This is a genomic window from uncultured Sulfitobacter sp. (assembly GCF_947500075.1).
Lineage (GTDB): Bacteria > Pseudomonadota > Alphaproteobacteria > Rhodobacterales > Rhodobacteraceae > Sulfitobacter.
This window is the reverse complement of the sequence record NZ_CANMQS010000001.1, coordinates 800,950-822,260: the sequence shown is the minus strand read 5'-3', so window position 1 is coordinate 822,260 and position 21,311 is coordinate 800,950. Positions and strand designations below refer to the sequence as shown.

Annotated in this window: 22 protein-coding genes and 1 riboswitch; of the genes, 10 read left to right on the top strand and 12 right to left on the bottom strand. The window is 61.8% G+C overall.

The genetic code is table 11. The features are described from left to right. Window positions 1–32: 32 nt before the first annotated feature. On the bottom strand, window positions 33–1,079 hold the full coding sequence (locus Q1A91_RS04000) for a rod shape-determining protein (RefSeq protein WP_299873144.1): 1,047 nt from the start codon (window positions 1,077–1,079) through the stop codon (window positions 33–35). A 170-nt stretch (window positions 1,080–1,249) separates the two neighbouring features. Between Q1A91_RS04000 and Q1A91_RS03995 the strand changes: the two genes are divergently transcribed. Further along, window positions 1,250–1,834, top strand: coding sequence for a VOC family protein (locus Q1A91_RS03995; RefSeq protein ID WP_299873141.1), 585 nt, complete (start codon window positions 1,250–1,252; stop codon window positions 1,832–1,834). A gap of 86 nt (window positions 1,835–1,920) precedes the next feature. Here the strand turns inward: Q1A91_RS03995 and Q1A91_RS03990 are convergent, their stop codons facing one another. Continuing rightward, on the bottom strand, window positions 1,921–3,489 hold the full coding sequence (locus Q1A91_RS03990) for a 2-isopropylmalate synthase (protein ID WP_299873138.1): 1,569 nt from the start codon (window positions 3,487–3,489) through the stop codon (window positions 1,921–1,923). Window positions 3,490–3,733: 244 nt separating this feature from the next. On the opposite strand from Q1A91_RS03990, the gene Q1A91_RS03985 reads away from it, so the two are divergent. Continuing rightward, the gene (locus Q1A91_RS03985) at window positions 3,734–4,399 is read left to right on the top strand and encodes an SDR family NAD(P)-dependent oxidoreductase (RefSeq protein WP_299873135.1); all 666 of its coding nucleotides are present in this window, start codon (window positions 3,734–3,736) and stop codon (window positions 4,397–4,399) included. Then, window positions 4,396–5,922: a cryptochrome/photolyase family protein gene (locus Q1A91_RS03980; RefSeq protein WP_299873132.1), complete on the top strand. Its 1,527-nt coding sequence runs from the start codon at window positions 4,396–4,398 to the stop codon at window positions 5,920–5,922. Before Q1A91_RS03985 ends, Q1A91_RS03980 begins: the two co-directional genes overlap by 4 nt. A gap of 200 nt (window positions 5,923–6,122) precedes the next feature. Here Q1A91_RS03980 and Q1A91_RS03975 read toward each other — a convergent pair whose 3' ends face one another. Continuing rightward, entirely contained in the window at window positions 6,123–6,533 is a 411-nt protein-coding gene (locus Q1A91_RS03975; protein ID WP_299873130.1) for a thioesterase family protein, read from the bottom strand. Window positions 6,534–6,644: 111 nt separating this feature from the next. Here Q1A91_RS03975 and Q1A91_RS03970 point away from each other — a divergent pair, with 111 nt between their 5' ends. After that, window positions 6,645–7,169 carry an SET domain-containing protein-lysine N-methyltransferase gene (locus tag Q1A91_RS03970; protein ID WP_299873127.1) on the top strand — a complete coding sequence of 175 codons (525 nt, stop codon included), beginning with the start codon at window positions 6,645–6,647 and terminating at the stop codon, window positions 7,167–7,169. 12 nt (window positions 7,170–7,181) lie between these two features. Here Q1A91_RS03970 and Q1A91_RS03965 read toward each other — a convergent pair whose 3' ends face one another. Further along, window positions 7,182–7,499 (bottom strand): Dabb family protein, encoded by a 318-nt coding sequence (locus Q1A91_RS03965; protein WP_299873124.1) that lies wholly within the window; start codon window positions 7,497–7,499, stop codon window positions 7,182–7,184. Between the two features lie 231 nt (window positions 7,500–7,730). Next, the gene (locus Q1A91_RS03960) at window positions 7,731–9,074 is read right to left on the bottom strand and encodes an IS1182 family transposase (protein ID WP_299873121.1); all 1,344 of its coding nucleotides are present in this window, start codon (window positions 9,072–9,074) and stop codon (window positions 7,731–7,733) included. A 140-nt stretch (window positions 9,075–9,214) separates the two neighbouring features. Here Q1A91_RS03960 and Q1A91_RS03955 point away from each other — a divergent pair, with 140 nt between their 5' ends. Next, a complete protein-coding gene (locus tag Q1A91_RS03955; protein ID WP_299873117.1) occupies window positions 9,215–9,880 on the top strand; it encodes a hypothetical protein in 666 nt (221 codons plus the stop codon). Window positions 9,881–9,907: 27 nt separating this feature from the next. Here the strand turns inward: Q1A91_RS03955 and Q1A91_RS03950 are convergent, their stop codons facing one another. Together Q1A91_RS03950 and Q1A91_RS03945 are read right to left on the bottom strand one after the other, a co-directional pair. Beyond that, entirely contained in the window at window positions 9,908–10,252 is a 345-nt protein-coding gene (locus Q1A91_RS03950; RefSeq protein WP_299873114.1) for an antibiotic biosynthesis monooxygenase, read from the bottom strand. Beyond that, a complete protein-coding gene (locus tag Q1A91_RS03945; RefSeq protein ID WP_299873111.1) occupies window positions 10,249–10,572 on the bottom strand; it encodes an NIPSNAP family protein in 324 nt (107 codons plus the stop codon). The genes Q1A91_RS03950 and Q1A91_RS03945 overlap by 4 nt, the downstream gene beginning before the upstream one ends. A 71-nt stretch (window positions 10,573–10,643) precedes the next feature. Here Q1A91_RS03945 and Q1A91_RS03940 point away from each other — a divergent pair, with 71 nt between their 5' ends. Beyond that, window positions 10,644–11,324 carry a helix-turn-helix transcriptional regulator gene (locus Q1A91_RS03940; RefSeq protein WP_299873108.1) on the top strand — a complete coding sequence of 227 codons (681 nt, stop codon included), beginning with the start codon at window positions 10,644–10,646 and terminating at the stop codon, window positions 11,322–11,324. On the opposite strand, the gene Q1A91_RS03935 is transcribed toward Q1A91_RS03940, so the two are convergent. The 3 genes from Q1A91_RS03935 to Q1A91_RS03925 form a co-directional block, all read right to left on the bottom strand. Continuing rightward, complete coding sequence (locus tag Q1A91_RS03935) at window positions 11,321–12,124, bottom strand: prolyl oligopeptidase family serine peptidase (protein WP_299873105.1); 804 nt, start codon at window positions 12,122–12,124, stop codon at window positions 11,321–11,323. The two genes, Q1A91_RS03940 and Q1A91_RS03935, sit on opposite strands and share 4 nt — an antisense overlap. Before the next feature lie 420 nt (window positions 12,125–12,544). Continuing rightward, a complete protein-coding gene (locus Q1A91_RS03930) occupies window positions 12,545–14,203 on the bottom strand; it encodes an NAD+ synthase (protein WP_299873102.1) in 1,659 nt (552 codons plus the stop codon). Between the two features lie 89 nt (window positions 14,204–14,292). Then, entirely contained in the window at window positions 14,293–14,706 is a 414-nt protein-coding gene (locus Q1A91_RS03925) for a GFA family protein (protein WP_299873100.1), read from the bottom strand. Between the two features lie 171 nt (window positions 14,707–14,877). On the opposite strand from Q1A91_RS03925, the gene Q1A91_RS03920 reads away from it, so the two are divergent. After that, window positions 14,878–16,284, top strand: a complete 1,407-nt coding sequence (locus tag Q1A91_RS03920; protein WP_299873097.1) for a 2-isopropylmalate synthase — start codon at window positions 14,878–14,880, stop codon at window positions 16,282–16,284. A 178-nt stretch (window positions 16,285–16,462) separates the two neighbouring features. Here Q1A91_RS03920 and Q1A91_RS03915 read toward each other — a convergent pair whose 3' ends face one another. After that, window positions 16,463–17,377 carry an MBL fold metallo-hydrolase gene (locus tag Q1A91_RS03915; RefSeq protein ID WP_299873094.1) on the bottom strand — a complete coding sequence of 305 codons (915 nt, stop codon included), beginning with the start codon at window positions 17,375–17,377 and terminating at the stop codon, window positions 16,463–16,465. 155 nt (window positions 17,378–17,532) lie between these two features. On the opposite strand from Q1A91_RS03915, the gene Q1A91_RS03910 reads away from it, so the two are divergent. Both Q1A91_RS03910 and gltX read left to right on the top strand, forming a co-directional pair. Continuing rightward, window positions 17,533–17,919 (top strand): DUF1801 domain-containing protein, encoded by a 387-nt coding sequence (locus Q1A91_RS03910; RefSeq protein ID WP_299873706.1) that lies wholly within the window; start codon window positions 17,533–17,535, stop codon window positions 17,917–17,919. Window positions 17,920–17,972: 53 nt separating this feature from the next. Then, window positions 17,973–19,313 (top strand): glutamate--tRNA ligase, encoded by a 1,341-nt coding sequence (gene gltX, locus Q1A91_RS03905; protein ID WP_299873092.1) that lies wholly within the window; start codon window positions 17,973–17,975, stop codon window positions 19,311–19,313. Here the strand turns inward: gltX and Q1A91_RS03900 are convergent. Beyond that, window positions 19,304–19,864, bottom strand: coding sequence for a gamma-glutamylcyclotransferase family protein (locus Q1A91_RS03900; protein WP_299873089.1), 561 nt, complete (start codon window positions 19,862–19,864; stop codon window positions 19,304–19,306). The genes gltX and Q1A91_RS03900 overlap by 10 nt on opposite strands. An 89-nt stretch (window positions 19,865–19,953) precedes the next feature. Further along, window positions 19,954–20,041, top strand: a riboswitch (glycine riboswitch). Window positions 20,042–20,195: 154 nt separating this feature from the next. Here Q1A91_RS03900 and gcvT point away from each other — a divergent pair. Continuing rightward, complete coding sequence (gene gcvT, locus Q1A91_RS03895) at window positions 20,196–21,311, top strand: glycine cleavage system aminomethyltransferase GcvT (protein ID WP_299873087.1); 1,116 nt, start codon at window positions 20,196–20,198, stop codon at window positions 21,309–21,311.

The window sequence follows — 21,311 nt, the reverse complement described above, 5'->3', positions numbered from 1 at the left end:
AAGGGCCGGGTTTCGCTTATGTTTAGCAGGATTTAGCTGTCATAGTCGATGGCGTGGCGCAGCTGTTTTTCATACTCCAGCGCCTTGCCGGTGCCCAATGCCACGCAGTTGAGCGACTCGTCCGCGATGGAGACGGCGAGCCCCGTCTGTTCGCGCAACGCCAGATCCAGATCGCCCAAAAGCGCGCCGCCCCCGGTGAGCATCACGCCCCGGTCGACGATGTCAGCGGCCAGATCGGGTGGTGTGGTTTCAAGCGCGGTCATCACCGCTTCGCAGATCTGCTGCACGGGTTCGGCCAGCGCTTCGGCGATCTGCGCCTGTGTGACTTCGATTTCCTTGGGCACACCGTTCAAGAGGTCACGACCCCGGATCTGCATGGAGGTGCCACGGCCATCGTCGGGCATCCGTGCCGTGCCGATGGAGGTCTTGATCCGCTCCGCTGTGGTATCCCCCACCAGCAGGTTTTGCTGGCGTCGCAGGTAGCTGACGATGGCTTCGTCCATGCGGTCCCCACCGACGCGGACGGAGCGGGCATAAACGATGTCACCAAGGCTCAGCACGGCCACTTCCGTTGTACCGCCGCCGATGTCCACAACCATGTTGCCTGTGGGATCGGTGATGGGCATGCCTGCCCCAATGGCCGCCGCAATGGGTTCGGCGATCAGACCGGCACGGCGCGCACCCGCTTTCAGCACGGAATCGCGAATGGCGCGTTTTTCAACCGGTGTCGCCCCATGGGGCACGCACACCACGATCTTGGGTTTGGAAAAGGTGGAGCGTTTGTGCACCTTGCGGATGAAGTGTTTGATCATCTCCTCGGCGGTATCAAAGTCTGCGATCACCCCTTCGCGCATGGGCCGGATCGCTTCGATGGAACCGGGTGTGCGGCCCAGCATCAGCTTGGCGTCCTCGCCCACAGCCAGCACCTTTTTGACGCCATCCTTGACGTGATAGGCCACCACGGATGGCTCCGACAGGATGATCCCCTTGCCTTTGACGTAGACCAGCGTGTTTGCCGTGCCCAGATCAATCGCCATGTCAGAGGAAAAGAGGCCCCTGAGGTTTCCGAAGATGCTCATGTCAGATGGTCCTTGCCAATAACCGCTTTGGCCCGCGACTCTATCAGTGGCAGGCGTGGGTCTTATAGGCTGCGCGGGGGGCAGGTGAAAGGGGAGAAGCGCGCAGCCCTCGGCATCTTGCCGCCTGTGCCGTAGGGTTCTTTGAGGCAGATTCTGAAGGGAACGGGACAATGAAGAAAATTCAAAGTCTGGGCGTGCATCACATCACGCTGACGGGGGCGGACCGGCAAACCAGCATTGACTTCTGGGAAGGGGTGCTGGGCATGCCGTTTATCTTTGACCAGCCCAATCTGGATGACCCAGACGAAGGGCATCTGTACTTTGATCCTGGCGACGGGCGGCTGATCACGATCTTCACCAATGAGGGGCGCAAGGGCACGCCGGACCGCACGCCGACAGAGCCGGGATGTGTGCATCACGTGGCCTTTGAAGTGGACCGGGCGATGTTTGATCAAGTGCCGGAGCGGTTGGAGGCGCGGGGGATTGGGCATTCGGGTGTGAAGGACCGGGGGTTCATGCACTCGGTCTATTTCACCGATCCGCTGGGGTTGCTGATTGAACTGGCCTGCTACACCTTCATTCCGCCGCGTGGATCAAGCCACGCTGAGGTCATGCTGGAGGCGCATAAGCTGCGGGTGGCGCGGGGGGCGCATGCGATTGAGCGGGAGCATCTGGCGGATGCGGTGTTGCTGATCGTGGAGCGGTCTCAGGCGTCCTTGAGCGATGATCGCGGAGCCAAGAACCCGTATACGTAGGGTGCGCATTTACTGCGCACCTTCTTGTTATGTTTCGCGAAATGGCATCGGTCGGAGTGGTGCGCAGTAAATGCGCACCCTACGGGTCAGCTCACGTCCTTGTAGCTGACTTCACGCTTGTCGCTGCCGCCCTTTTCGCGGCGCACCAGCAGGCGGTTGAGCGCGTGGATATAGGCGCGAACGGAGGCCACCACCGTATCCGTATCCGCTGACTGGCCGGTGACGATGCGGCCGTCTTCCTCCATGCGCACAGATACCGTTGCCTGCGCATCGGTGCCTTCGGTGACGGCATGCACCTGATAGAGTTGCAGACGCGCATCGTGCGGCACGAGGGACTTCACGCATTTGAACGCGGCATCTACCGGACCGTCGCCGGATTGTTCGGTTTGCTGGGTCTCCCCATCGACCTCCAACGTCATCCGCGCCTCGTTCGGGCCATCGGTGCCGCAGACCACGTGCATGGAGGTCAGCTTGATGCGGTCCTCCTCCGGGTCGGTGGTGGTGCGCATCAGTGCGATCAGGTCATCTTCGTAGATTTCCTTTTTGCGATCAGCGAGTTCCTTGAAACGGACGAAGACATCCTTGAGCTGGTTGTCGCCCAACTCGAACCCCAATTCCTCCAGCTTGGAGCGCAGGGCGGCGCGGCCTGAATGTTTGCCCATGACGATGTTCGTCTCCGTCAGGCCGACGTCTTCGGGGCGCATGATCTCAAAAGTCTCCGCGTTCTTGAGCATGCCGTCCTGGTGGATGCCGCTTTCGTGCGCAAAGGCGTTCTTGCCGACGATGGCTTTGTTGGGCTGCACGAGGAAGCCTGACACCGCTGACACCCGGCGGGAGATGTTCATGATCTTGGTGCTGTCGATTTGCGTCTGGTAGGGCATGATGTCGTTGCGGACCTTCATGGCCATGACGACTTCTTCGAGGGCGGTATTGCCCGCGCGTTCACCCAAGCCGTTGATTGTGCATTCGATCTGGCGCGCACCAGCCTCCACTGCGGCAAGGCTGTTTGCCGTCGCCATGCCAAGGTCATTGTGGCAGTGGGTGGCAAAAGTTATCTCATCCGCGCCGGGCACGTTTTCGAGCAATTTCGCAATCAAATCAGCGCTTTCGCGGGGGGCGGTGTAGCCCACCGTGTCAGGGATGTTGATGGTGGTGGCGCCTGCTTTGATGGCGATTTCGACCACGCGGTAGAGATAGTCGAGTTCGGTGCGCGTGGCATCCATGGGCGACCATTGCACATTGTCACACAGGTTCCGGGCGTGGGTCACGGTGTCATGGATCCGCTCTGCCATTTCGTCCTTGGTGAGGTTCGGAATGGCCCGGTGCAGCGGCGATGTGCCGATGAAGGTGTGGATGCGCGGTTGGGCGGCGTTCTTGACCGCTTCCCAGCAGCGGTCGATGTCGGGCAGCTGTGCGCGGGCGAGGCCGCAGATGACGGCGTTCTTTGATTGACGTGCAATCTCGGACACGGCGGCGAAGTCACCCTCAGAGGCGATGGGGAAGCCGGCTTCGATAATATCAACGCCCATTTCGTCCAAAAGCCCTGCAATTTCAAGCTTTTCGGCGTGGGTCATGGTGGCGCCCGGCGACTGTTCGCCGTCGCGCAAGGTGGTGTCAAAGATCAAGACGCGGTCTTGTTCAGATGGGTTTGTCATGTCGGTGTCTTTCTTGTCTGCTGTAAATCCGTGGCGCGCGGCGTTCCCTCTGAGCGGGCGCGCCGGGATGGCACGCTCAGAGGCGGGATAGCAGCAGCAGGGTGGCACGCAGGGCGCACGCCGGACGGCGTGGCAGGGTCGAGGTATGGGCTGCGTGTGTCATGCGACCTTTTATACCGGGGGATTTTCAAATGGGAAGAGGGGAGTTTCTTGATTTGGCGCAGGCAGACCTAGGTCCCTGTGGATGACAAAGACATTGATATTGGGGGCGTCTGGCGGGATTGGCGCGGCTTTGGCCGCGGCCTGCAGGGCGCGTGGTGAAGACGTGGTGGGGCTGTCGCGCTCCGTGGATGGGTTTGATATTACGGATGAAAATTCCGTTTCGGACCATCTGGGACGGCTGGAGTGGCCCTTTGACCGGGTGGTTGTGGCGACGGGCGCGTTGGAGATTGGCGGGGCTGAGCCGGAGAAATCCATCAAGGCAATCCGCGCTCAGGCGATGATGGATCAGTTCGCGCTGAATGCGGTGGGGCCTGCGCTGGTGCTGGCCCAGGCGCAGCGGTTGCTGCCGCGCAAGGGGCGGTCGGTGATGGCGGTTCTGTCGGCGCGCGTGGGGTCGATCGGGGACAACCGGATGGGCGGCTGGATCAGCTACCGCAGCGCCAAGGCGGCGGTCAATCAGGTGGTGCATACGGCGGCGATTGAACTGGCGCGGACGCATAAGGACAACGTGCTGGTGGCGCTGCATCCGGGGACTGTGCAGACACCGTTTACGCAGAAGTATGTGGGGCGGCATCCGGCGGTGTCTGCGGGCGAGGCGGCGGAGAATTTGTTGCGGGTGATGGATGGGTTAGTGCCTGAAAATACTGGCAGTTTCTACGATTGGGCAGGCAAGGAGGTGGCGTGGTGACGCGGCTTGTTCTGGTGTTGGGGGATCAGCTGTCGGAGGGGCTTTCGGCGCTGACCCAAGCGGACAAGAACGCCGATGTCGTGGTCATGGCGGAGGTGGATGAAGAGGCCGGATATGTGGGCCACCATCCGAAGAAAATCGCGCTGATCTTTGCCGCGATGCGCAAGTTCGCGGGTGCCTTGCGGGAGGCCGGTTGGGACGTGCGGTACACGCAGTTGGACGACACGGAGAATGCAGGTTCAATCGTGGGGGAGTTGCTGCGGCGGGCGGCGGAAACGGGGGCGTCGGAGGTGCTGGTGACAGAACCCGGTGAGTGGCGGCTGATCGAGAAGATCAAGCATGCGCCGATCAAGACGCATATCCTTCAGGATGACCGATTTATCGCTTCCCATAAGGAGTTCGAGGATTGGGCGGAGGGGCGTAAGGCCCTGAGAATGGAGTATTTTTACCGCGATATGCGGCGCAAGACGGGGCTGTTGATGGAAGGGGATAAACCCGCCGGGGACAAGTGGAACTACGACCATGACAACCGCAAGGCCGCCCCGGATGACGTGACCGTAGAGGGGCCTTTGTGGTTCGAGCCGGACGATGAGGTCGCGGAGGTTCTGGCGCTGGTGGAGGCGCGGTTTGAGGGGCATTTCGGGGACCTGCGGCCCTTTGGATTTGCCACCACGCGGGCGCAGGCTTTGGAGGCGTTGGAGCACTTTGTGGCGCATGCTTTGGCGCGGTTCGGGGACTATCAGGATGCGATGCTGGAGGGGCACTCGTTTCTGTATCACGCGGTGGTCTCGCCCTATCTGAACATCGGGTTGCTGGGGCCGTTGGAGGTCTGTCAGGCTGTTGAAAAGGCTTGGGAAAAGGGCTGCGTGCCGATCAACGCGGCGGAGGGGTTTATCCGGCAGATCATCGGCTGGCGGGAGTATGTCAGGGGGATCTATTTCCTGGAAGGGCCGGCCTATCCGGCGCGGAATGTTCTCAAACATAACAGGGCGTTACCGGCGTTTTACTGGGGGGCGGAGACCCGGATGAACTGCATCGCCCATGCGGTGGGGCAGACGAAGACGCAGGCCTATGCCCATCATATCCAGCGGCTGATGGTGACAGGCAATTTCGCGCTGCTGGCGGGGATTGATCCAGGCGAGGTGCATGAGTGGTATCTGGCGGTTTATGCGGATGCCTTTGAGTGGGTGGAAAGCCCCAATACCGTGGGCATGTCGCAGTTCGCGGACGGGGGCATTATCGCGTCAAAACCTTACGTGTCTTCAGGGGCTTACATCAATCGCATGTCAGATTACTGCAAGGGCTGCGCCTATAAGGTGAGCGTGAAAACGGGGGAGGAGGCCTGCCCGTTCAACCTGCTCTACTGGCACTTTCTGGACCGGCATCGGGAGCGGTTTTCGAACAACGCGCGGATGGGGAATATGTACCGGACCTGGGACCGGATGGATGCGGCGCGGCGGGAGACGGTCTTGGCGGATGCGGCAGCGTTTTTGGCGAAGCTGGACGCGGGGGAGGTGGTCTGACGCAACGGTTAACAGCGCGTTAGGGATCGTTTTGGGCGAATCGGGGTTAACGGCCTTGTTTTGTGGGGTTTGGGCGGGGCACGGTCCGTACACGAGGCGTACACAAGCTGTACACCGTTTCAGGCACCGACGGCGTGGTTAACGGGGCGTGCGGTGGGGTGTTCGGGTTTTGTTAACGGGTTGGGTGGGTTGCACCCACCCTACGTGCACCATTCATCCAGGGTGGCTTTGACCTCATCGGGCCAGGGGACGGAGGTGTGTTTGTCCAGATCGGAGGCGGCGAGGACCTGGATGGAGTTCCAGCGGGTTTCCTCCCCACAAAGGATCTGGTGTTTGAGCGTGACGGAGGACCGGCCCACGCGCACCACCTGCAATTCAAACGTCAGGGTTTCGCCAAAGAGCGAGGGAATGGAGAAGTCGCAGGTCAGGTGCACGGTGGGGGTGCCCCAGCGGTCTTTCCAGATGATCTCATGCCAGGGGTAACCGATGTGGGTCCAGAATTCCTCGTTCACGCCATTGAGGATGTCGAGGTAGGCTGGGAAATAGGCGGTGCCGGAGATGTCACAATCGCCGAAGCGGAGTTCACGGTTGGTGGTGAAGGTTTTGGGCATGGTGGGTGCTCATCTGGTGACGGATGCGCCTCGTTTAGCGGGTGTTGGGGGGATTGGGTAGGGGTGTTACGGTGTGGCGTATGTCGGGCAATTGCGAAGGGAGACGCCATTGTGGATGAGCCAGCAGACAGCGGCTTTTGTGTCGATGTTGACGTGCGCGATGTGCCGGGCATGGGGCGCGGCGTGTTTGCGCGGCAGGCGATTGCCGAAGGCAGCATTGTGTGGCGGTTCACCGAAGGATGTTACCGGGTTTATGACGAAACGGGGTTTTTGGCGGCGATTGGGCCGATGGGCCATGATGAGGTTGCCTATGAGCTGACGCATGTCTTTGCGTTTGCAGATTTCCCGTCCTGCCTTGTGCGGATTCTGGATGATGGCGTTTTGATCAATCACGCGCAGCAGGGGACCCTTGCCACGCATTTTGACTGCGGGTTGCAGGACTATCGGGACGTGTCCGGCGTTGATGACGTGGCGCGGGCGTTGCTGGGAGACAGGTTTGCGATGATCGCGACCCGCGATATCGGCGCGGGGGAGGAACTGACGGCGAATTACAGCAAGGACATCTTCGATCCGCCGTTCTACCTTCGGCTGTGCACGCAGTATGGGGTGGACGCGGCCTATCTGGACGGGGATTAGGGTCAACACGACCTAGGTTGCGGTCACTTCGAGGTCCAATACAAGCAGCCCGTCGGTCCCGCCCTCGGCCAGCGCCACAAGCTGTGCGCCAAGCTCCTTGTGGTCGGGGTGGGTGGCGTAGGTCTCAAGGTCTGCCCAGCTGTCGAAGTCGATGGTGAAGCCGTGGGAGTAGCCGCGTTCGAGGTTTTCGGGGCTTTTGGAAGGGCCTGCGGTGAAGGCATGGGCGCCGGGGAGTTTTGAGGTGAGGCTGGCGAGGGCGGCGTAGATGTCGGCGATGCGGGGTTCCGGGGTGTCGCGCGGGAATTTGGTGAGGACGATGTGGCGGATCATCATGGGTTCCTTTGGGGGCGCTTTTGGCCGCAAAAGCAGATGCAACCATTGAAAAACACGCACTATCGACCGATCTTCTACCCAGAGGATCGAAACAGCTGATTATGAAATACGTTCTGGCAGTATTGGTCGATACCGGTGAAAAACTCCGACCACCAAATCTTGTTTTTGCGCCCGTTGTGCCATCTCGCCCGTTGAGCGCGTTGATTTTTCCTGGAGTTTGATTGCTCGTCAGGTCGGTACGAGTTTGGCGAGGCGTTTGAGGTTCTGGGCGGTGGCGGCGAGGAGGAATTCTTCTCTTGCTCCTGACAGGCCCCGGAGCCGGAGACGCTTGAGGCCGAGATGTCGTTTCAGGTGGGCGAAGAGCATCTCGACCTTTTTTCGTCTTCGTCGGGCATCTTGATAAGCGTCTGTCTCGGCGATGGCGCGGACTTTTTCGCGGAGCGGCTCGTCCGTTGAAACGGCAAGGCTGCGGGATGGCGCATCGGTGCAGGACGCTTTGATCGGGCAAGCACCACAGGTCTTCGTGTTGCCCTGATACCGCTTCTGCCGGCGTTCCGGCATTTCAGCGCGCAGTTTCAGGTTGTGCCCGTGAGGGCAGACGAACACGTCGCGCTCGGCGTCGTAGGTGAAGGCCTCGCGGGTCAGCTTCCCATCCGTTTGTTTTGTCCGGTCCAGCACGGGGATGTACTGTGTGATCTTCCGCTCTTCGAGCCAGCTCAAGAACGGGCTGGTACCGTAAGCTTTGTCGGCGGCGAGGCTCTTTGGCGTGAACCCATACCCCTTGCTGCGTTCAATCATGGCCTTGGCCGCGACGATCTCTTGGCTGAGCCGGGCGGGCGTTGCCTCCACATCCATGATCACGCCGTTCAAGTCGTCGACCAGATAATTGGTCTCGTAGGAGAAGCGGCCTGGCCCATCCTTGAGCGACCATGCCGCTTGTGGATCGGTCTCGGAGATGTATTTGGGCCCTTTTGGTATTCTGCCGTTGCCGTCCGGCTTTGGCGGACCTGCGGCATCGAGGGCGTCGAGGTAGGTCTGCACAGGCCGCGAGATCCGTTCCGACTTGTCCCACGTATCCTTGATCTTGTCCGGGCTGTCCCGCCGCGTCCAGTTGGCATCGGCTTCGACCGTACTGCCGTCAACGAGCGCACCGACCCCACCGACGATCCCGGCGTTCATACACTGCTCGACAACCAACTCGAAGACACTGCGGAGCACATCACCTTCGGCAAAACGGCCATATCGGTTCTTGGAGAAAGTCGAGCGCTCAGGCACACGGCCGTCGAGGCCGAGCTTGCAGAACCACCGGTACGCCAGGTTGAGATGCACCTCCTGGCAGAGCCGCGTTTCAGACCGGATGCCATAGAGATACCCGACAAGCAGCATGCGGATCATCAGCTCCGGGTCGATCGAGGGCCGTCCAGTATGGCTGTAAAGGTCCTGAAGCCCCGCGCGGAGCTCGGTGAAGTCGAGCAGCCGGTCAATCTTGCGAAGCGGGTGGTCGGCTGGAACGTGATCCTCAAGCCGGAACTCGTAAAATAGCGCTTCGCCTGGCTGCTGTCGTCCCATCATCGCCCGTACCTCCGTCTGTTAATCAAACAGAATCAGAGGCTTGAGCGCAAAACAAGGATGAAACCACAACATCTAGTGGCAAGAGTTTTTCACCGATATCGGTCGTTTGTGCAACTTTGTTCGGTGTGTTTGTTTACATCGTGCTTGGCACCACAAAGGTTGTCGAGCGGGGTTCACATGGTCCCTTCACCATTGGTGAGGATAAGGCTGTTTCCGCGCAGACCCTGCGGCAGTTGGGTCTTTGGCCGCCGAGGGCGATTGCGCCGCACCGTCCATGGCTGGACTCCCCAGATTTCGCTGAACTTGAGCGTGTTTTTGGCGCGGATGAGGGGATCATGGTTGGTTTTGGCGTTGCCAGTAGCTTTCCGACCCGGTTGGAGTTCGAAGGAGACACGCTCGTCGCCTATTGGCCGGTTGAGACGCCAAAGACATGGTCGAACCCAAATCCCGGATACGATGAGGCGGAGGAAGCGATACTTGCTTTTCAGGATAGAATTGCAATTGGGATGTCGCGTGAGAACGTCTTTAGAAGCGTGGCGCAAAGCGGACAAGAAATCGGCACCGCTGTCCGTGGGCATGTCGCCGGGGAAAGGCGATTTAGAGACTTGCCTTTTGCCGAAAGGGAAGTTGATCAAGGATACGCTGACTTTGTGTTCGGTAAATCTGGTTGGGCATTTCGGGGCCTAAAAGATGCCGTTTGGTACCGCTTCTTCAGGGAGCCGCATACCTCTTTGGTCAAATTGTTCTTTGACGAGGGCACGCTGGTCCGGATCGAACATTACCAGACGCCGTTCGAATTGCCCTGACGGGGGGTGTGCCACTGGTTGCGGCACCTACCCATGCACGGCCTTGCTGTCCTCCGGCGCTTCCTCCCTATCAAACATCCCGTAATCCCGGATCACATGGGCAATCCGCAGGTGGTAATCGGTGAATATCCCACCGCGCCCCTTGGCCTGCGCCCCCCGGTGCGCCGCAAGGTGACGCCAGCGGGTGACGGCGTCTTCGTCCTCGAAAAACGACAGGGACAGGAGTTTGTCGGGGTTGGTGAGGCTCTGGAACCGTTCGACGGAGATAAACCCTTCGACTTCCTCCACCATGGGGCGCATGGCGGCGGCGATGTCGAGGTATTCGGCCTTGCGGTCGGGGTGGGGCATGACTTCGAAAATAACGGCGATCATATGGGCTCTCCATGGGGGGCAGAGGCGAGGGTGAGCCAGGTGCGGTCCTCGCGCAAGATGAATTTCTCGGACTGGGCAAAGGCGTAGTTTTCGCGGCCCAGCGGATCCTCGGCGAGGCGGGCGCGGTAGGCTTCGTATGCGGCCAGCGAGGGCACGTTGTAGATGCCATAGGCGAGGGTCGACGATCCTTCGTGCGGGGCATAGTAGCCGATCAGATCCGCGCCACAGCGGGGGATCGCGGTGCCCCAGGTGCGGGCGTAGTGGCGGAAGGCGTCCGTCTTGGTCGGGTCGATCTGGTAGCGGATGATGCAGGTGAGCATGGTGGGTCCTTTCGTTGCTGATCTGGTGATAGCGGATTGCGCGGGATGAATGCTTCGGCTACGGTCGAAGTATGAAAGAAGGGCCAGACATATCGCGGATTGCCGCTTTGATTGGAGACCCGGCGCGCGCCAACATCCTGACGGCGCTGATGGCGGGCAAGGCGCTGACGGCGACGGAGCTGGCGGCGGAGGCCGGCGTGACCGTGCAGACAGCCAGCGCGCATCTGGGCAAGCTGGAAGCGGGGGAGCTGATCCGCTGTCGCAAATCCGGGCGGCACAAGTATTTCAATCTGGCAGGTGATGATGTGGGCCATGCGCTGGAGGCGCTGATGGGGCTGGCGGCGGGGGCCGGGCATTTGCGCACGCGCACGGGGCCGAAGGATGCGGCGCTCCGGGAGGCGCGGGTGTGTTACAGCCATCTGGCGGGGGCGCGGGGGATCGCGCTCTATCAGGGATTGCTGCGGCGCGGGGCGCTGCGTGAGAGCGGGGATGACGTGGCGCTGACCGACGCAGGTGCTGCGTTTCTGACCGGGTTTGGTGTGGATATTGCAACGCTCCGGCGCGGCAAGACACCGCTGTGCCGGACCTGCCTCGATTGGAGCGCACGGCAGACGCATCTGGCGGGCTCCGTGGGCCGCGCGGTGCTGGCGGAGATCATCGCGAAGGGCTGGGCGGCGCGGGTTGAAGGCACGCGGGTCGTGCGGTTTTCAGACACGGGCGCGCGGGCGTTTGAAGAGACGTTTGGCGGCTAGATCTGGCCTGCGTCCTTGAGGCGCTGGATGCCATAGGCGAGATGGCGGGTCGAGAAGGAATGGCCACCTTCGAAAAGGCAGAACTCCAGCACGTCCCCTGTGGGGTTCGCGCGGTTTTCGCAGGCGAGGGTATCTGTCTGCGCCGCGCGTGCATCGCCAAAACCACCAAATGTCTGATAGAGCGCCAAAGCCTCCTGCACCTCTCCCTGTTTGGTCTCCCCGATGGGGCGGCCTGTCAGCGGCACGGTGCGGTCGCGATCCCCGTGGATATGCACGATGCTTTGCACAGGCGATGCGCAGGTCTCAGGTGGTTTCAGCCAGAAGGTGCCGGAGATCGGGATGAACCCCGCAAAGCGCTCGGGGTGCGAACAGGCGAGGTTCCAGACCATCATGCCGCCGGCGGAAAACCCGCTTGCGATGATGCGGTCGGGGTCAATGTGGTGGTGCGCGGTTGCATCCGCAATCACCGCGTCGAAATAGGCAAATTCCGCCGCCCCGGTGCTGTCAAAGGTGCGCGGGCCATAGGGCAAATCCCAGGTCCCATTCACGCCTTGCGCGGCAATGAGCGCCAGCCCCGCATCCGACACCATGCGGCGCAACCCATTGTTGCGCATCACCCCAGCAGCGGACCCCTTGTAGCCATGCGACCAGATCAACGCGCCCACCGGCGTGCTGCCATCATGCCCTTCCGGCATCACGATGCGGTAATGACGATCACCCACAGGGCAATTGCTGTCCGCGCCACAGGCAAAAGCGGCAGGGGCGGTGAGCAGGAAAAACAAGCTGATCAGATATCTCATAGGCCCAACATGGCGTGCTGCGCGCCCGCGTCAATTCACAAGCCTGTGCCCGCTCACATCAATCGCCAAGGCGGCTGAATGAACGCCCACGTGGCCCCTCTTTTTGGCCGTAGGGTTAGGACCCATTCATCCTGCCCCATTGGCGCTCGTTTTTGCAAAATCACAGTGGTTTGGTGGGCGCAGGTCATAGTCATTTTACGGGCAAGCCCGCCAAGACGCTGTGATGGAGCAAAAACAGCGTCCTGCGGATTTGACGGATTTTCCCTCTGGCTGCGTTGCATCTGCTTGAAATAGAACCACTATTCCTGCGCAGACGCGCCTTGCCAGAGAAAAAATCTGTCAAACCAATGGAGCAGGATGAATGGGTCCTAACCCTAAATATCCCAGTGCTCCGCTTGCCCCAAACCTGACAGAAAAGGTTTAGGACGGATCCCGCCACCTGTTCACAATCGGATACCGCCGATCCAGCCAGAACGCGCCCGTGGTCAGACGTGGCCCCGGTGCAGACTGAAACCGTTTATATTCAGAGACATAGATCAGATGTTCGACTTTCCTGGCCATCTCCCGATCATATCCTGCCGCGACGCAATCGGCGATCGACCCGTCCTGATCGACGAGAATATCGAGGAGCGCATCCAGCACCGGATAATCCGGCAGGCTGTCGCTGTCCCTTTGATCCTCCCGCAGTTCTGCGGTGGGCGGTTTGGTGATGATCGTCTCGGGGATCATGGTGCCTGCGGGCGCCATCATCCAGTCGCGGTGGTTTTCGTTGCGCCAGCGACAGGTCTCGAACACGCGGGTTTTGTACATGTCCTTGATCGGGTTATAGCCGCCCGACATGTCGCCGTAGATCGTGGCATAGCCCACCGCCACTTCGGATTTGTTGCCGGTGGTCAGAAGCATTTCGCCGAACTTGTTGCTGAGCGCCATCAACAGCAGACCGCGCAGGCGGGACTGGATGTTTTCCTCGGTCAGGCCCTCTTCGGTGCCTTCAAAGAGCGGGGCGAGCGTGTTGGTGATCGCCTCACGACCTTCCTTGATCGGCACATAGTCGTAGCGGCACCCCAGCGCCTGCGCCACGGCTTCGGCATCATCCAGGGAGTTTTGCGAGGTGTATTCGGAGGGCAGCATCACGCAGCGCACGTTCTCCGGCCCCAGCGCATCCGCTGCGATGGTGGCGACGATGGCGCTGTCAATGCCGCCGGAGAGACCCAGCAGCACTTTCCTGAAGCCGGTCTTGGCCATGTAATCGCGCAGGCCCTGCACGCAGACGCGATAGTCGGCTTCCCATTCATCGGGATAAAGGGCGGGTGTCTGCGGCACCACGCGCCAGCCTTCGGGGCCGCGCTCCAGATCCACATGGGTGATGGTTTCGTCAAAGGCGGGCAGCTGGATGGCCAGTTCCCCACCGGGGTTCAGCGCAAAGGAGGCCCCGTCAAAGATCTGGTCGTCCTGCCCCCCCACCATGTTGAGGTAGATGAGCGGCAGGCCGGTCTCCACCACCCGCGCGACGATCACGTTCAGCCGGGTTTCCAGCCTGTTGCGGTTATAGGGCGAGCCATTGGGCACCAGCAGGAATTCCGCCCCGGTTTCAGCCAGTGTTTCGGCCACATCGGGGTGCCATGCGTCTTCGCAGACGGGCGAGCCCACGCGGGTGTTGCCAACGGAGTACGGCCCGCCAAGGGGGCCTGCGTCAAAGATGCGGACCTCGTCAAACACCGTCTCATTGGGCAGTTCGTGTTTGAGGCTGCGGGAGGCGATCTTGCCGCCTTTGAGGATCAGATAGGCGTTGTAGAGCTTGTCCTCCTCCGCCACGGGCGCACCGATGGCCAGTGCGGGGCCGTCCGCGCAATCCGCTGCAAGCGCTTCGATATGGGACATGGCGTCCCGCTGGAAGGCGGGTTTCATCACCAGATCCTGCGCGTTGTAACCTGCGATGAACATCTCGGGCAGGGCGACCAGATCGGCGCCTGCGTCCTTGCCCTGCGCCCAGGCTTCCCGCGCCAGGGCGGCGTTGCCGGCCAGATCGCCAACGGTTGGATTGAGCTGGCCCAGAGTGATGCGAAAACGGTCTGCCATGGTGATGCCCTTTGGTTACGGGCGTTGATGTAGCAGATCAAACCGGGGGTTAAACCCCGCAACGGCATTTTGGCGCAGCGGGTGGCGGTTCAGGGCAGGCGTTCGAACCGCGCGATGTTGCCGGGGGTGACGTGGAAGGGCTGTTCGTCACAGGTGTAGATGGCGATTTTCGGCCCGCCATAGGCCAGCGGGTCATTCAGCGTGCCGACTTTGAGCACGATGCGTTCCCCATCGGTGAGTTCGGTGGTGATATGGGTGCCGCAGGTGCCGCAGAAGCAGCGGGTGACGGGGCTGTCCAGATCGCTGCGGGTGAAGGTTTGGGGCGTGCCTTTGGTCCAGGTGAAGCCGTCGCGCGGCAGGATCATGAAGTAGTTCGGCCCGCCACCGGAGATATACTGGCATTCCCGGCAGTGGCATTGCGCCTTGAGCTGCACCGGGCCGGTGGCCGCATATTGCAAGGCACCGCAATAGCAGCGCCCGGTAAGATCCGTGGGTGTGGGCATCAGGGTCTCCTGTTCGCATTCGTGATGACTGTAGGCAGGGGTCATGGCCACAGCAAGGCGAGAGGGGGGCAAAAGTGGATTGCCCCCCATGGCGTCCTTGCTTAGGCTTGCCCCCAAATGGTGACCCTCCCTGCGCGGTCCTCCCCCGCGCGCGGCAACAATGGTAGAGATATGACACCCCTGACGCGCCTGACATCTGCTGTATCTGTTTTGCTTGCCCTCATTGCCTTGCCCGCCACTGCGCAGGACGAGGGGCAGGTGATCACCAAGCAATATGACGATGGCGGGGTCTATGAGGGCACCTTCAAGGGCGGTTTGCAGCACGGGGAAGGCACCTACAAGCTGCCCAACGGCTATGAGTACACCGGCCAGTGGGTGGATGGTGAGATCAGGGGCGAAGGCGTTGCGCGCTTTCCCAACGGGTCGGTCTATCAGGGGAATTTCTCCAAGGGGAAGCCGGATGGGTTTGGCAAGATCACCTTTGCCGATGGCGGCACCTATGAAGGCGACTGGCAGGGCGGCGCGATCATCGGACAGGGGGTGGCGCTCTATGCCAACGGGGTGCGCTACGAGGGGACGTTCCGCAATGCCAAACACCACGGCAAAGGCGTGATGCAGAGCCCCGGCGGCTATGAATACAAGGGCGACTGGATTGACGGGATCAAACAGGGGGCGGGTGTGATCACCTATCCCGATGGCGCGGTCTATGAGGGGGAGATTGTCGTGGGCAAACGCGCCGGGCAAGGCACGCTGACCATGCCGGACGGGCTGACCTATGTGGGGCTGTGGAAGGATGGCCAGATTGACGGCACGGGCACGCTGACCCAACCCAATGGCGATGTCTACGAAGGCCAGCTGGCCGCCGGGCGGCGCGAGGGCAAGGGCAAGGTCACCTATGCCAATGGCGACACCTATGAGGGTGATTTCCGCGATGACCGCCGCGACGGGCAGGGCACGTTTACCGGGGTGGATGGCTATGTCTACACCGGCTCATGGGTGGCAGGCCAGATCGAGGGGCAGGGACAGGTGACTTATCCCGACGGATCGGTCTACCTGGGCAGTTTCCGCAACGATCTGGCTGACGGGCAGGGCAAGATCACCTACCCCGATGGCGCGACCTATGAAGGCGGCTGGGCCGCTGGCGTGATCGAGGGGGAAGGCCGCGCCACCTACGCCAATGGCGTGGTCTATGAGGGCGGGTTCAAAAACGCCCGCAACCATGGGCAGGGGGTGATGACCTATGCGGATGGCTACCGCTATGAGGGGGAATGGGCAGAGGGCGAACGCGCTGGCACCGGGATTGCAACCTACCCTGATGGCACGATCTACGAGGGCCAGTTCGAGGCGGGCCAGCGCCATGGCGAGGGCAAGATCACCATGCCAAGCGGTTTCACCTATGTAGGCCAGTGGGAGCGCGGCGCGATTGAGGGCAACGGTATCGCCACCTACGCCAATGGCGACGTCTATGAGGGCGCGTTCACGGGCGGCAAACGACAGGGGGCCGGTACGATGCGCTATGCGACGGGGGAAGAGGCCTCGGGCCAGTGGGACAACGGGGCGTTGCAGCAAGGTGGGTGACCTCTGCTTTGGATGTGCAGACGCCTGCGCCATTCTGGTCTTCCAAATGGTCTAAAAAACCCCACCGGAGGTCTGAAATCTCTTTTGGTGCGCCGACAGAGATTTTAACGCTCCGCGGGGGTTTTTGAAACCATTTGGAAGAGGGGGCTGTCCTTTGAGGAGACAGCCCGCGCTTGGTTCAGAGCATCAGCTGGTAGCTGTGGGGGACGTAGTGGAAGCCGTCGCCACGGGTTTCGACATAGCCGATGCCGGGCCAGGGCATGTGGTAGCCGACGAAGGGCATCTTTTCGGCCGCCATCATCGACAGCAGCGCGCGGCGGGTCTCGGCGGCGGCGGATTTGTCCATGTCGAATTTCACTTCCCAGTCGGGATGGGCCAGGGACCAGACGTAGTGGTTGGCGAAATCGGCACCCAGCAGCATGGATTTGCCCTCTGACGTCAGGCGGTAGGTCATGTGGCCCGGCGTGTGGCCGAAGGCGCCGACGGAGGTGATGCCGGTGACCACGTCCTGGCCTGCGTCGAGGAAGGTTGTCATCTCGGCCATGGGGCGCATGTTGTTGTCGAAGTTCTCGTTCTCTGCCTTTGCCCATGTGTCGTATTCGACCTGACCGGTGACATAGCGGGCGTTGGGATAGGTGGCCGCGCCGTCGTTCATCATGCCGCCGATGTGGTCGCCGTGCATGTGGGTGATCACCACGATGTCGACCTGATCGGCGGTGTAGCCAGCGGCGGTGACCGCTGCGAGGGTGCCAGCGGCAGAGAGGCCCGTGTCAAAGAGCACCAGTTCGGCACCGGTGTTGACCAGCGTCGGCGTGAAGAAGAACTGCGCGGCATCGGTGGGCAGATTGGCCGCAGCGGAGGCGGCAGCGAAGGTGTCTGCATCGACGTTCATGCCGAAGATGTTTTGCGGATCGGGCACGGAGCGGGTGCCAGCGAGCAGGGTTGTCACTTCAAACCCGCCGAGCTTCACGCGGTTGAACGGGGCGGGAGACACGCCCATCATCGGCGCGCCGGCACGGGCGATTGTCGCGCTGGTGGCGGCAAGGGGCAGGGCGGCGGCGGTGAGCAGGGTTTGACGGCGGGTGAGGGTCATGGGGGGCTCCTTTGGTTGGGCTTGATCCCAAAGAGCTAGTGCGGCGGCGCGTCGGGCCAAGTTTGCGACCGGGATCCGCGTTCATTTTATCGTGAGACGGGGGGCCGCAAGCCGGTGCGATTTGCTGTATACTGGGGCAAAGGGAGGGTGGTGTGATGGATGTTCAGGAGGTGAGCCCTGCGCGGCGTCACGGGGAGGCGGCCCGGTTGGATGCGTTGTTTCAGCGGGTTACGGGCTGGCAGCCGGTGCTGTGGTCGGGTGCGATGCTGGGTTATGGCAGCTATGATTACACCTATAAGTCGGGGCGGACCGGCACGTGGTTTGTCACCGGCTTTGCGCCGCGCAAGGCGAAGCTGAGCATTTACATTATGCCGGGCTATGCCGATTTCGGTGGCATTCTGGCGCGGCTGGGCAAACACACCAAAGGCAAGTCGTGTCTGTATCTCAACAAGCTGGCGGATGCGGATGAGGACGTTCTGGCAGCGCTCATTCGCGCAGGGCTGGATGATCTGGCGACCCATTGGCCGGTGCACCCCAGCTAACTGGACAATTTGGGCGCGCTGTGACAAGCCACGCGGCAAAAGGAGCCCTACCGATGTCCAGCCCGACCGTCACCCGTTTTGCCCCGTCCCCCACCGGTTTCATCCATGTGGGCAACCTGCGCACGGCGTTGATGAACTACCTCATCGCGCGCAAGGCGGGCGGCACGTTCATCCTGCGGATTGACGACACGGACCCTGAGCGCAGCAAGGAAGAATATGTTGACGGGATCAAGGAAGACCTGACCTGGCTGGGGCTGCATTGGGACCGGGTCGAGCGGCAGTCGGAGCGGTTGGAAAAGTACCATGCAGCAGCAGACAAGCTGCGCGAGATCGGGCGGTTCTACGAGGCGTTCGAGACGCCGACGGAACTGGATCTGAAGCGCAAGAAGCAGCTGAATATGGGCAAGCCGCCGGTCTATGATCGGGCTGCTTTGGCGTTGTCGGATGCGGAGAAGGATGCGCTGCGCGCGGAGCGGGGCGATGGGGTCTGGCGGTTCAAGCTGGACAATCAGCGGACCGAGTGGGTGGATGGTATCCTGGGGGATATCTCCATTGATTCCAATTCGGTATCGGATCCGGTGCTGATCCGGGGCGATGGGCAGATCCTCTATACGCTGGCCTCAGTCGTGGATGATACGGAGATGGGGGTGACCCATGTTGTGCGCGGCTCGGACCATGTGACCAACACCGCGACGCAGATCCAGATCATGGAAGCGCTGGGCGGAGGTGCGGTGCCGTCGTTTGCGCATCATTCGTTGCTGACCGGGCCGCAGGGGGAGGCGTTGTCGAAACGTCTGGGCACGCTGGCGCTGCGCGATTTGCGGGCGCAGGGGGTGCATCCCTTTGCGTTGTTGAGCCTGATGGCGCGGCTGGGGTCGTCGGACCCGGTGGAGCTGCGCACGGATATGGCGGAATTGATTGACGGGTTTGATATTGAGCGCTTTGGCTCTGCCCCCACGAAGTTCGATGTGAAGGATCTGTTCCCGCTGACAGGGCGGTTTTTGCAGACGCTTGAGGCAGCGGATGTTGCGGACAAGATTGCCGATCTGGGCGTGCCTGCCGACAAGGCGGCGCAGTTCTGGGCGGTGACGCGGGAGAACATCGAGACGTTGCACGATCTGGACGGCTGGTGGGCGATGTTCCGCGATGGGGCCGCGCCGGTGATTGCGGATGAGGATGCCGCGTTTGTGGCACAGGCCATGGAGATGTTGCCGGCGATGCCCTTTGACGAAGGCACCTGGGGCATGTGGACCGCAGCCGTGAAGGAGGCAACGGGGCGCAAGGGGCGCGGGTTGTTCCGGCCGCTGCGGCTGGCCTTGACGGGGCAGGAGAGCGGACCGGAGATGGCGGCGGTGATGCCGTTGTTGCAGAAGGTGCGCGCGCGTCAGGGCTGAACCAGGGTCGCTTTTTGCGTGCTCAGGTGGTCGTTGACCAGATCGGTTTCGTCTTTGCTGAGGCTTTGGGCGCGGGGATATTGCGGGGCCGCGCGGTCATTCAGGACGGGTGTTTCCCAGCCTGCGGTGGTCTCAAAAAATCGGGTGACGCCGACCTCTCCGAACTCGCGCAGGAAGCCCTGTACCACCACGTCGAGATAGCTGAGCAGGATCACGTGATCGCCGGTGTCCACATGGGTGTCTTCGGGCACCTGATAGTGGGCGACCAAGGGTTGCAGCGTCAGCGGGTGGGCAACCGCATCGCCTGAACCGATGCGGGTATAGCCGCTTTCGCGCGCATCGAGGGCGGCCCAGTCGTTCTGCGGCACAGCGGCGATCAGACCGTCGATGGTGGTGGTTGTATCGGGCACAACGCTGAGGAAAACGGTGTCGCGTCCGGCACAGCGGACCCATGCGCGGTGCCAGCCGTTCAGTTGCGCGGGATGCGCATCGGGGTAGGCGTGGGTCTGGCGGTTCACAAGGCTGCCGTAGCCAAAGAAATAGGGTGTCATGCCGGTGGCTCCGTTTTGGGGCAAACAACCATGTGAGGGGACTATGCACAAGTGTGCTTGACGTGGTCGTATACCCGCGCATACCAATAGGCACCGTTATGGGAGAATCGGTTGCACGCCGATGCCGAAGGAGCAACCGCCCCGGAAACTCTCAGGCCAAAGGACCGTAACGGGCAGGACAGCTCTGGAGAGTGGCGCGTGAGGCGCCCGCCGAAGGGATAACGATCTCAGGCGAAAGGACAGAGGGGGCATTATGGGACCGCAATCACGCGGTCTGATGATGCCGGTTCCCGCAGGGATGCGCCCGGCCTTTGGAAGGGACAGGGACGCGATGAGTGATCTCAAACGGACACCGCTTTATGATCTGCATGTGGCCCTTGGTGCGCGCATGGTGCCTTTTGCGGGCTATTCCATGCCCGTGCAGTTTGAAGGCGTGATGGCGGAGCATGTGCAGACGCGGCAAAAGGCCGGGCTGTTTGATGTGAGCCACATGGGCCAGGTGATGCTGACGGGTGCGTCCTGGGACGCAGTGGCGCTGGCGTTTGAAGCGATGGTGCCGCAGGACGTGCTGGGGCTGGCCGATGGGCGTCAGCGCTATGGGTTTTTCACCAACGCGGCGGGCGGGATCGAGGATGATCTGATGTTCGCGCGGCGCGGGGATGCGTTGTTTGTCGTGGTGAATGCGGCCTGCAAGGACGCGGATGTGGCGCGGATGCGGGCGGCACTGGAGCCGGGCGTGACGGTCGAGTTGATTGAGGATCGCGCGTTGATTGCAGTGCAGGGGCCGGGGGCGGAAGCGGTGCTGTCGGGCATGGATGCCGCGGCGGCGGAGATGCGGTTCATGGATGTGCGCGATCTGGATCTGGGCGGCGTGGCGGTCTGGGCCTCGCGGTCGGGATACACCGGTGAGGATGGCTATGAGTTGTCGGTGCCTGCGCAGGCGGTTGAAGGTTTGACAAAGGCGCTGCTGGATCATGCGGAAGTGGCGCCCATTGGTCTGGGGGCGCGGGACAGCCTGCGGCTGGAAGCCGGGTTGTGCCTGTATGGGCATGACATGGATGCGGAGACGACACCGACAGAAGCGGCCCTGAACTGGGCCATCCAGAAGGTGCGCCGCACGGGCGGTGCGCGGGCTGGCGGGTTTCCGGGTGCGGATGTGGTGTTGGCGCAGCTGGCGGATGGTGCGGCACGCAAGCGCGTCGGGTTGCTGCCTGAGGGCCGTGCGCCGATGCGCGAAGGGGTGGCATTGTTTGACGCGGCAGAGGGCGGTGCGCAGGTCGGGGTTGTGACCTCGGGCGGGTTTGGCCCCTCGGTGGAGCGGCCTGTGGCGATGGCCATGCTGGATGCGGCCGCCGTGGATCAACCGCTCTGGGGTGAGGTACGCGGCAAGCGGTTGCCGGTTGCCACAGCACCGCTGCCCTTCGTGGCAGCAGGTTTCAAAAGATAA

What these genes read in the sequence shown, in the direction of transcription:
- Q1A91_RS03935 (WP_299873105.1), bottom strand. Translation starts at nt 12,124, where the DNA reads ATGAGATATCTGATCAGCTTGTTTTTCCTGCTCACCGCCCCTGCCGCT.
- Q1A91_RS03915 (WP_299873094.1), bottom strand. Translation starts at nt 17,377, where the DNA reads ATGACCCTCACCCGCCGTCAAACCCTGCTCACCGCCGCCGCCCTGCCC.
- Q1A91_RS03975 (WP_299873130.1), bottom strand. Translation starts at nt 6,533, where the DNA reads ATGCCCAAAACCTTCACCACCAACCGTGAACTCCGCTTCGGCGATTGT.
- Q1A91_RS03985 (WP_299873135.1), top strand. Translation starts at nt 3,734, where the DNA reads ATGACAAAGACATTGATATTGGGGGCGTCTGGCGGGATTGGCGCGGCT.
- Q1A91_RS03995 (WP_299873141.1), top strand. Translation starts at nt 1,250, where the DNA reads ATGAAGAAAATTCAAAGTCTGGGCGTGCATCACATCACGCTGACGGGG.
- Q1A91_RS03910 (WP_299873706.1), top strand. Translation starts at nt 17,533, where the DNA reads ATGGATGTTCAGGAGGTGAGCCCTGCGCGGCGTCACGGGGAGGCGGCC.
- Q1A91_RS04000 (WP_299873144.1), bottom strand. Translation starts at nt 1,079, where the DNA reads ATGAGCATCTTCGGAAACCTCAGGGGCCTCTTTTCCTCTGACATGGCG.
- Q1A91_RS03950 (WP_299873114.1), bottom strand. Translation starts at nt 10,252, where the DNA reads ATGATCGCCGTTATTTTCGAAGTCATGCCCCACCCCGACCGCAAGGCC.
- Q1A91_RS03920 (WP_299873097.1), top strand. Translation starts at nt 14,878, where the DNA reads ATGACACCCCTGACGCGCCTGACATCTGCTGTATCTGTTTTGCTTGCC.
- gcvT (WP_299873087.1), top strand. Translation starts at nt 20,196, where the DNA reads ATGAGTGATCTCAAACGGACACCGCTTTATGATCTGCATGTGGCCCTT.
- Q1A91_RS03960 (WP_299873121.1), bottom strand. Translation starts at nt 9,074, where the DNA reads ATGATGGGACGACAGCAGCCAGGCGAAGCGCTATTTTACGAGTTCCGG.
- Q1A91_RS03900 (WP_299873089.1), bottom strand. Translation starts at nt 19,864, where the DNA reads ATGACACCCTATTTCTTTGGCTACGGCAGCCTTGTGAACCGCCAGACC.
- Q1A91_RS03940 (WP_299873108.1), top strand. Translation starts at nt 10,644, where the DNA reads ATGAAAGAAGGGCCAGACATATCGCGGATTGCCGCTTTGATTGGAGAC.
- Q1A91_RS03930 (WP_299873102.1), bottom strand. Translation starts at nt 14,203, where the DNA reads ATGGCAGACCGTTTTCGCATCACTCTGGGCCAGCTCAATCCAACCGTT.
- Q1A91_RS03965 (WP_299873124.1), bottom strand. Translation starts at nt 7,499, where the DNA reads ATGATCCGCCACATCGTCCTCACCAAATTCCCGCGCGACACCCCGGAA.
- gltX (WP_299873092.1), top strand. Translation starts at nt 17,973, where the DNA reads ATGTCCAGCCCGACCGTCACCCGTTTTGCCCCGTCCCCCACCGGTTTC.
- Q1A91_RS03925 (WP_299873100.1), bottom strand. Translation starts at nt 14,706, where the DNA reads ATGCCCACACCCACGGATCTTACCGGGCGCTGCTATTGCGGTGCCTTG.
- Q1A91_RS03945 (WP_299873111.1), bottom strand. Translation starts at nt 10,572, where the DNA reads ATGCTCACCTGCATCATCCGCTACCAGATCGACCCGACCAAGACGGAC.
- Q1A91_RS03990 (WP_299873138.1), bottom strand. Translation starts at nt 3,489, where the DNA reads ATGACAAACCCATCTGAACAAGACCGCGTCTTGATCTTTGACACCACC.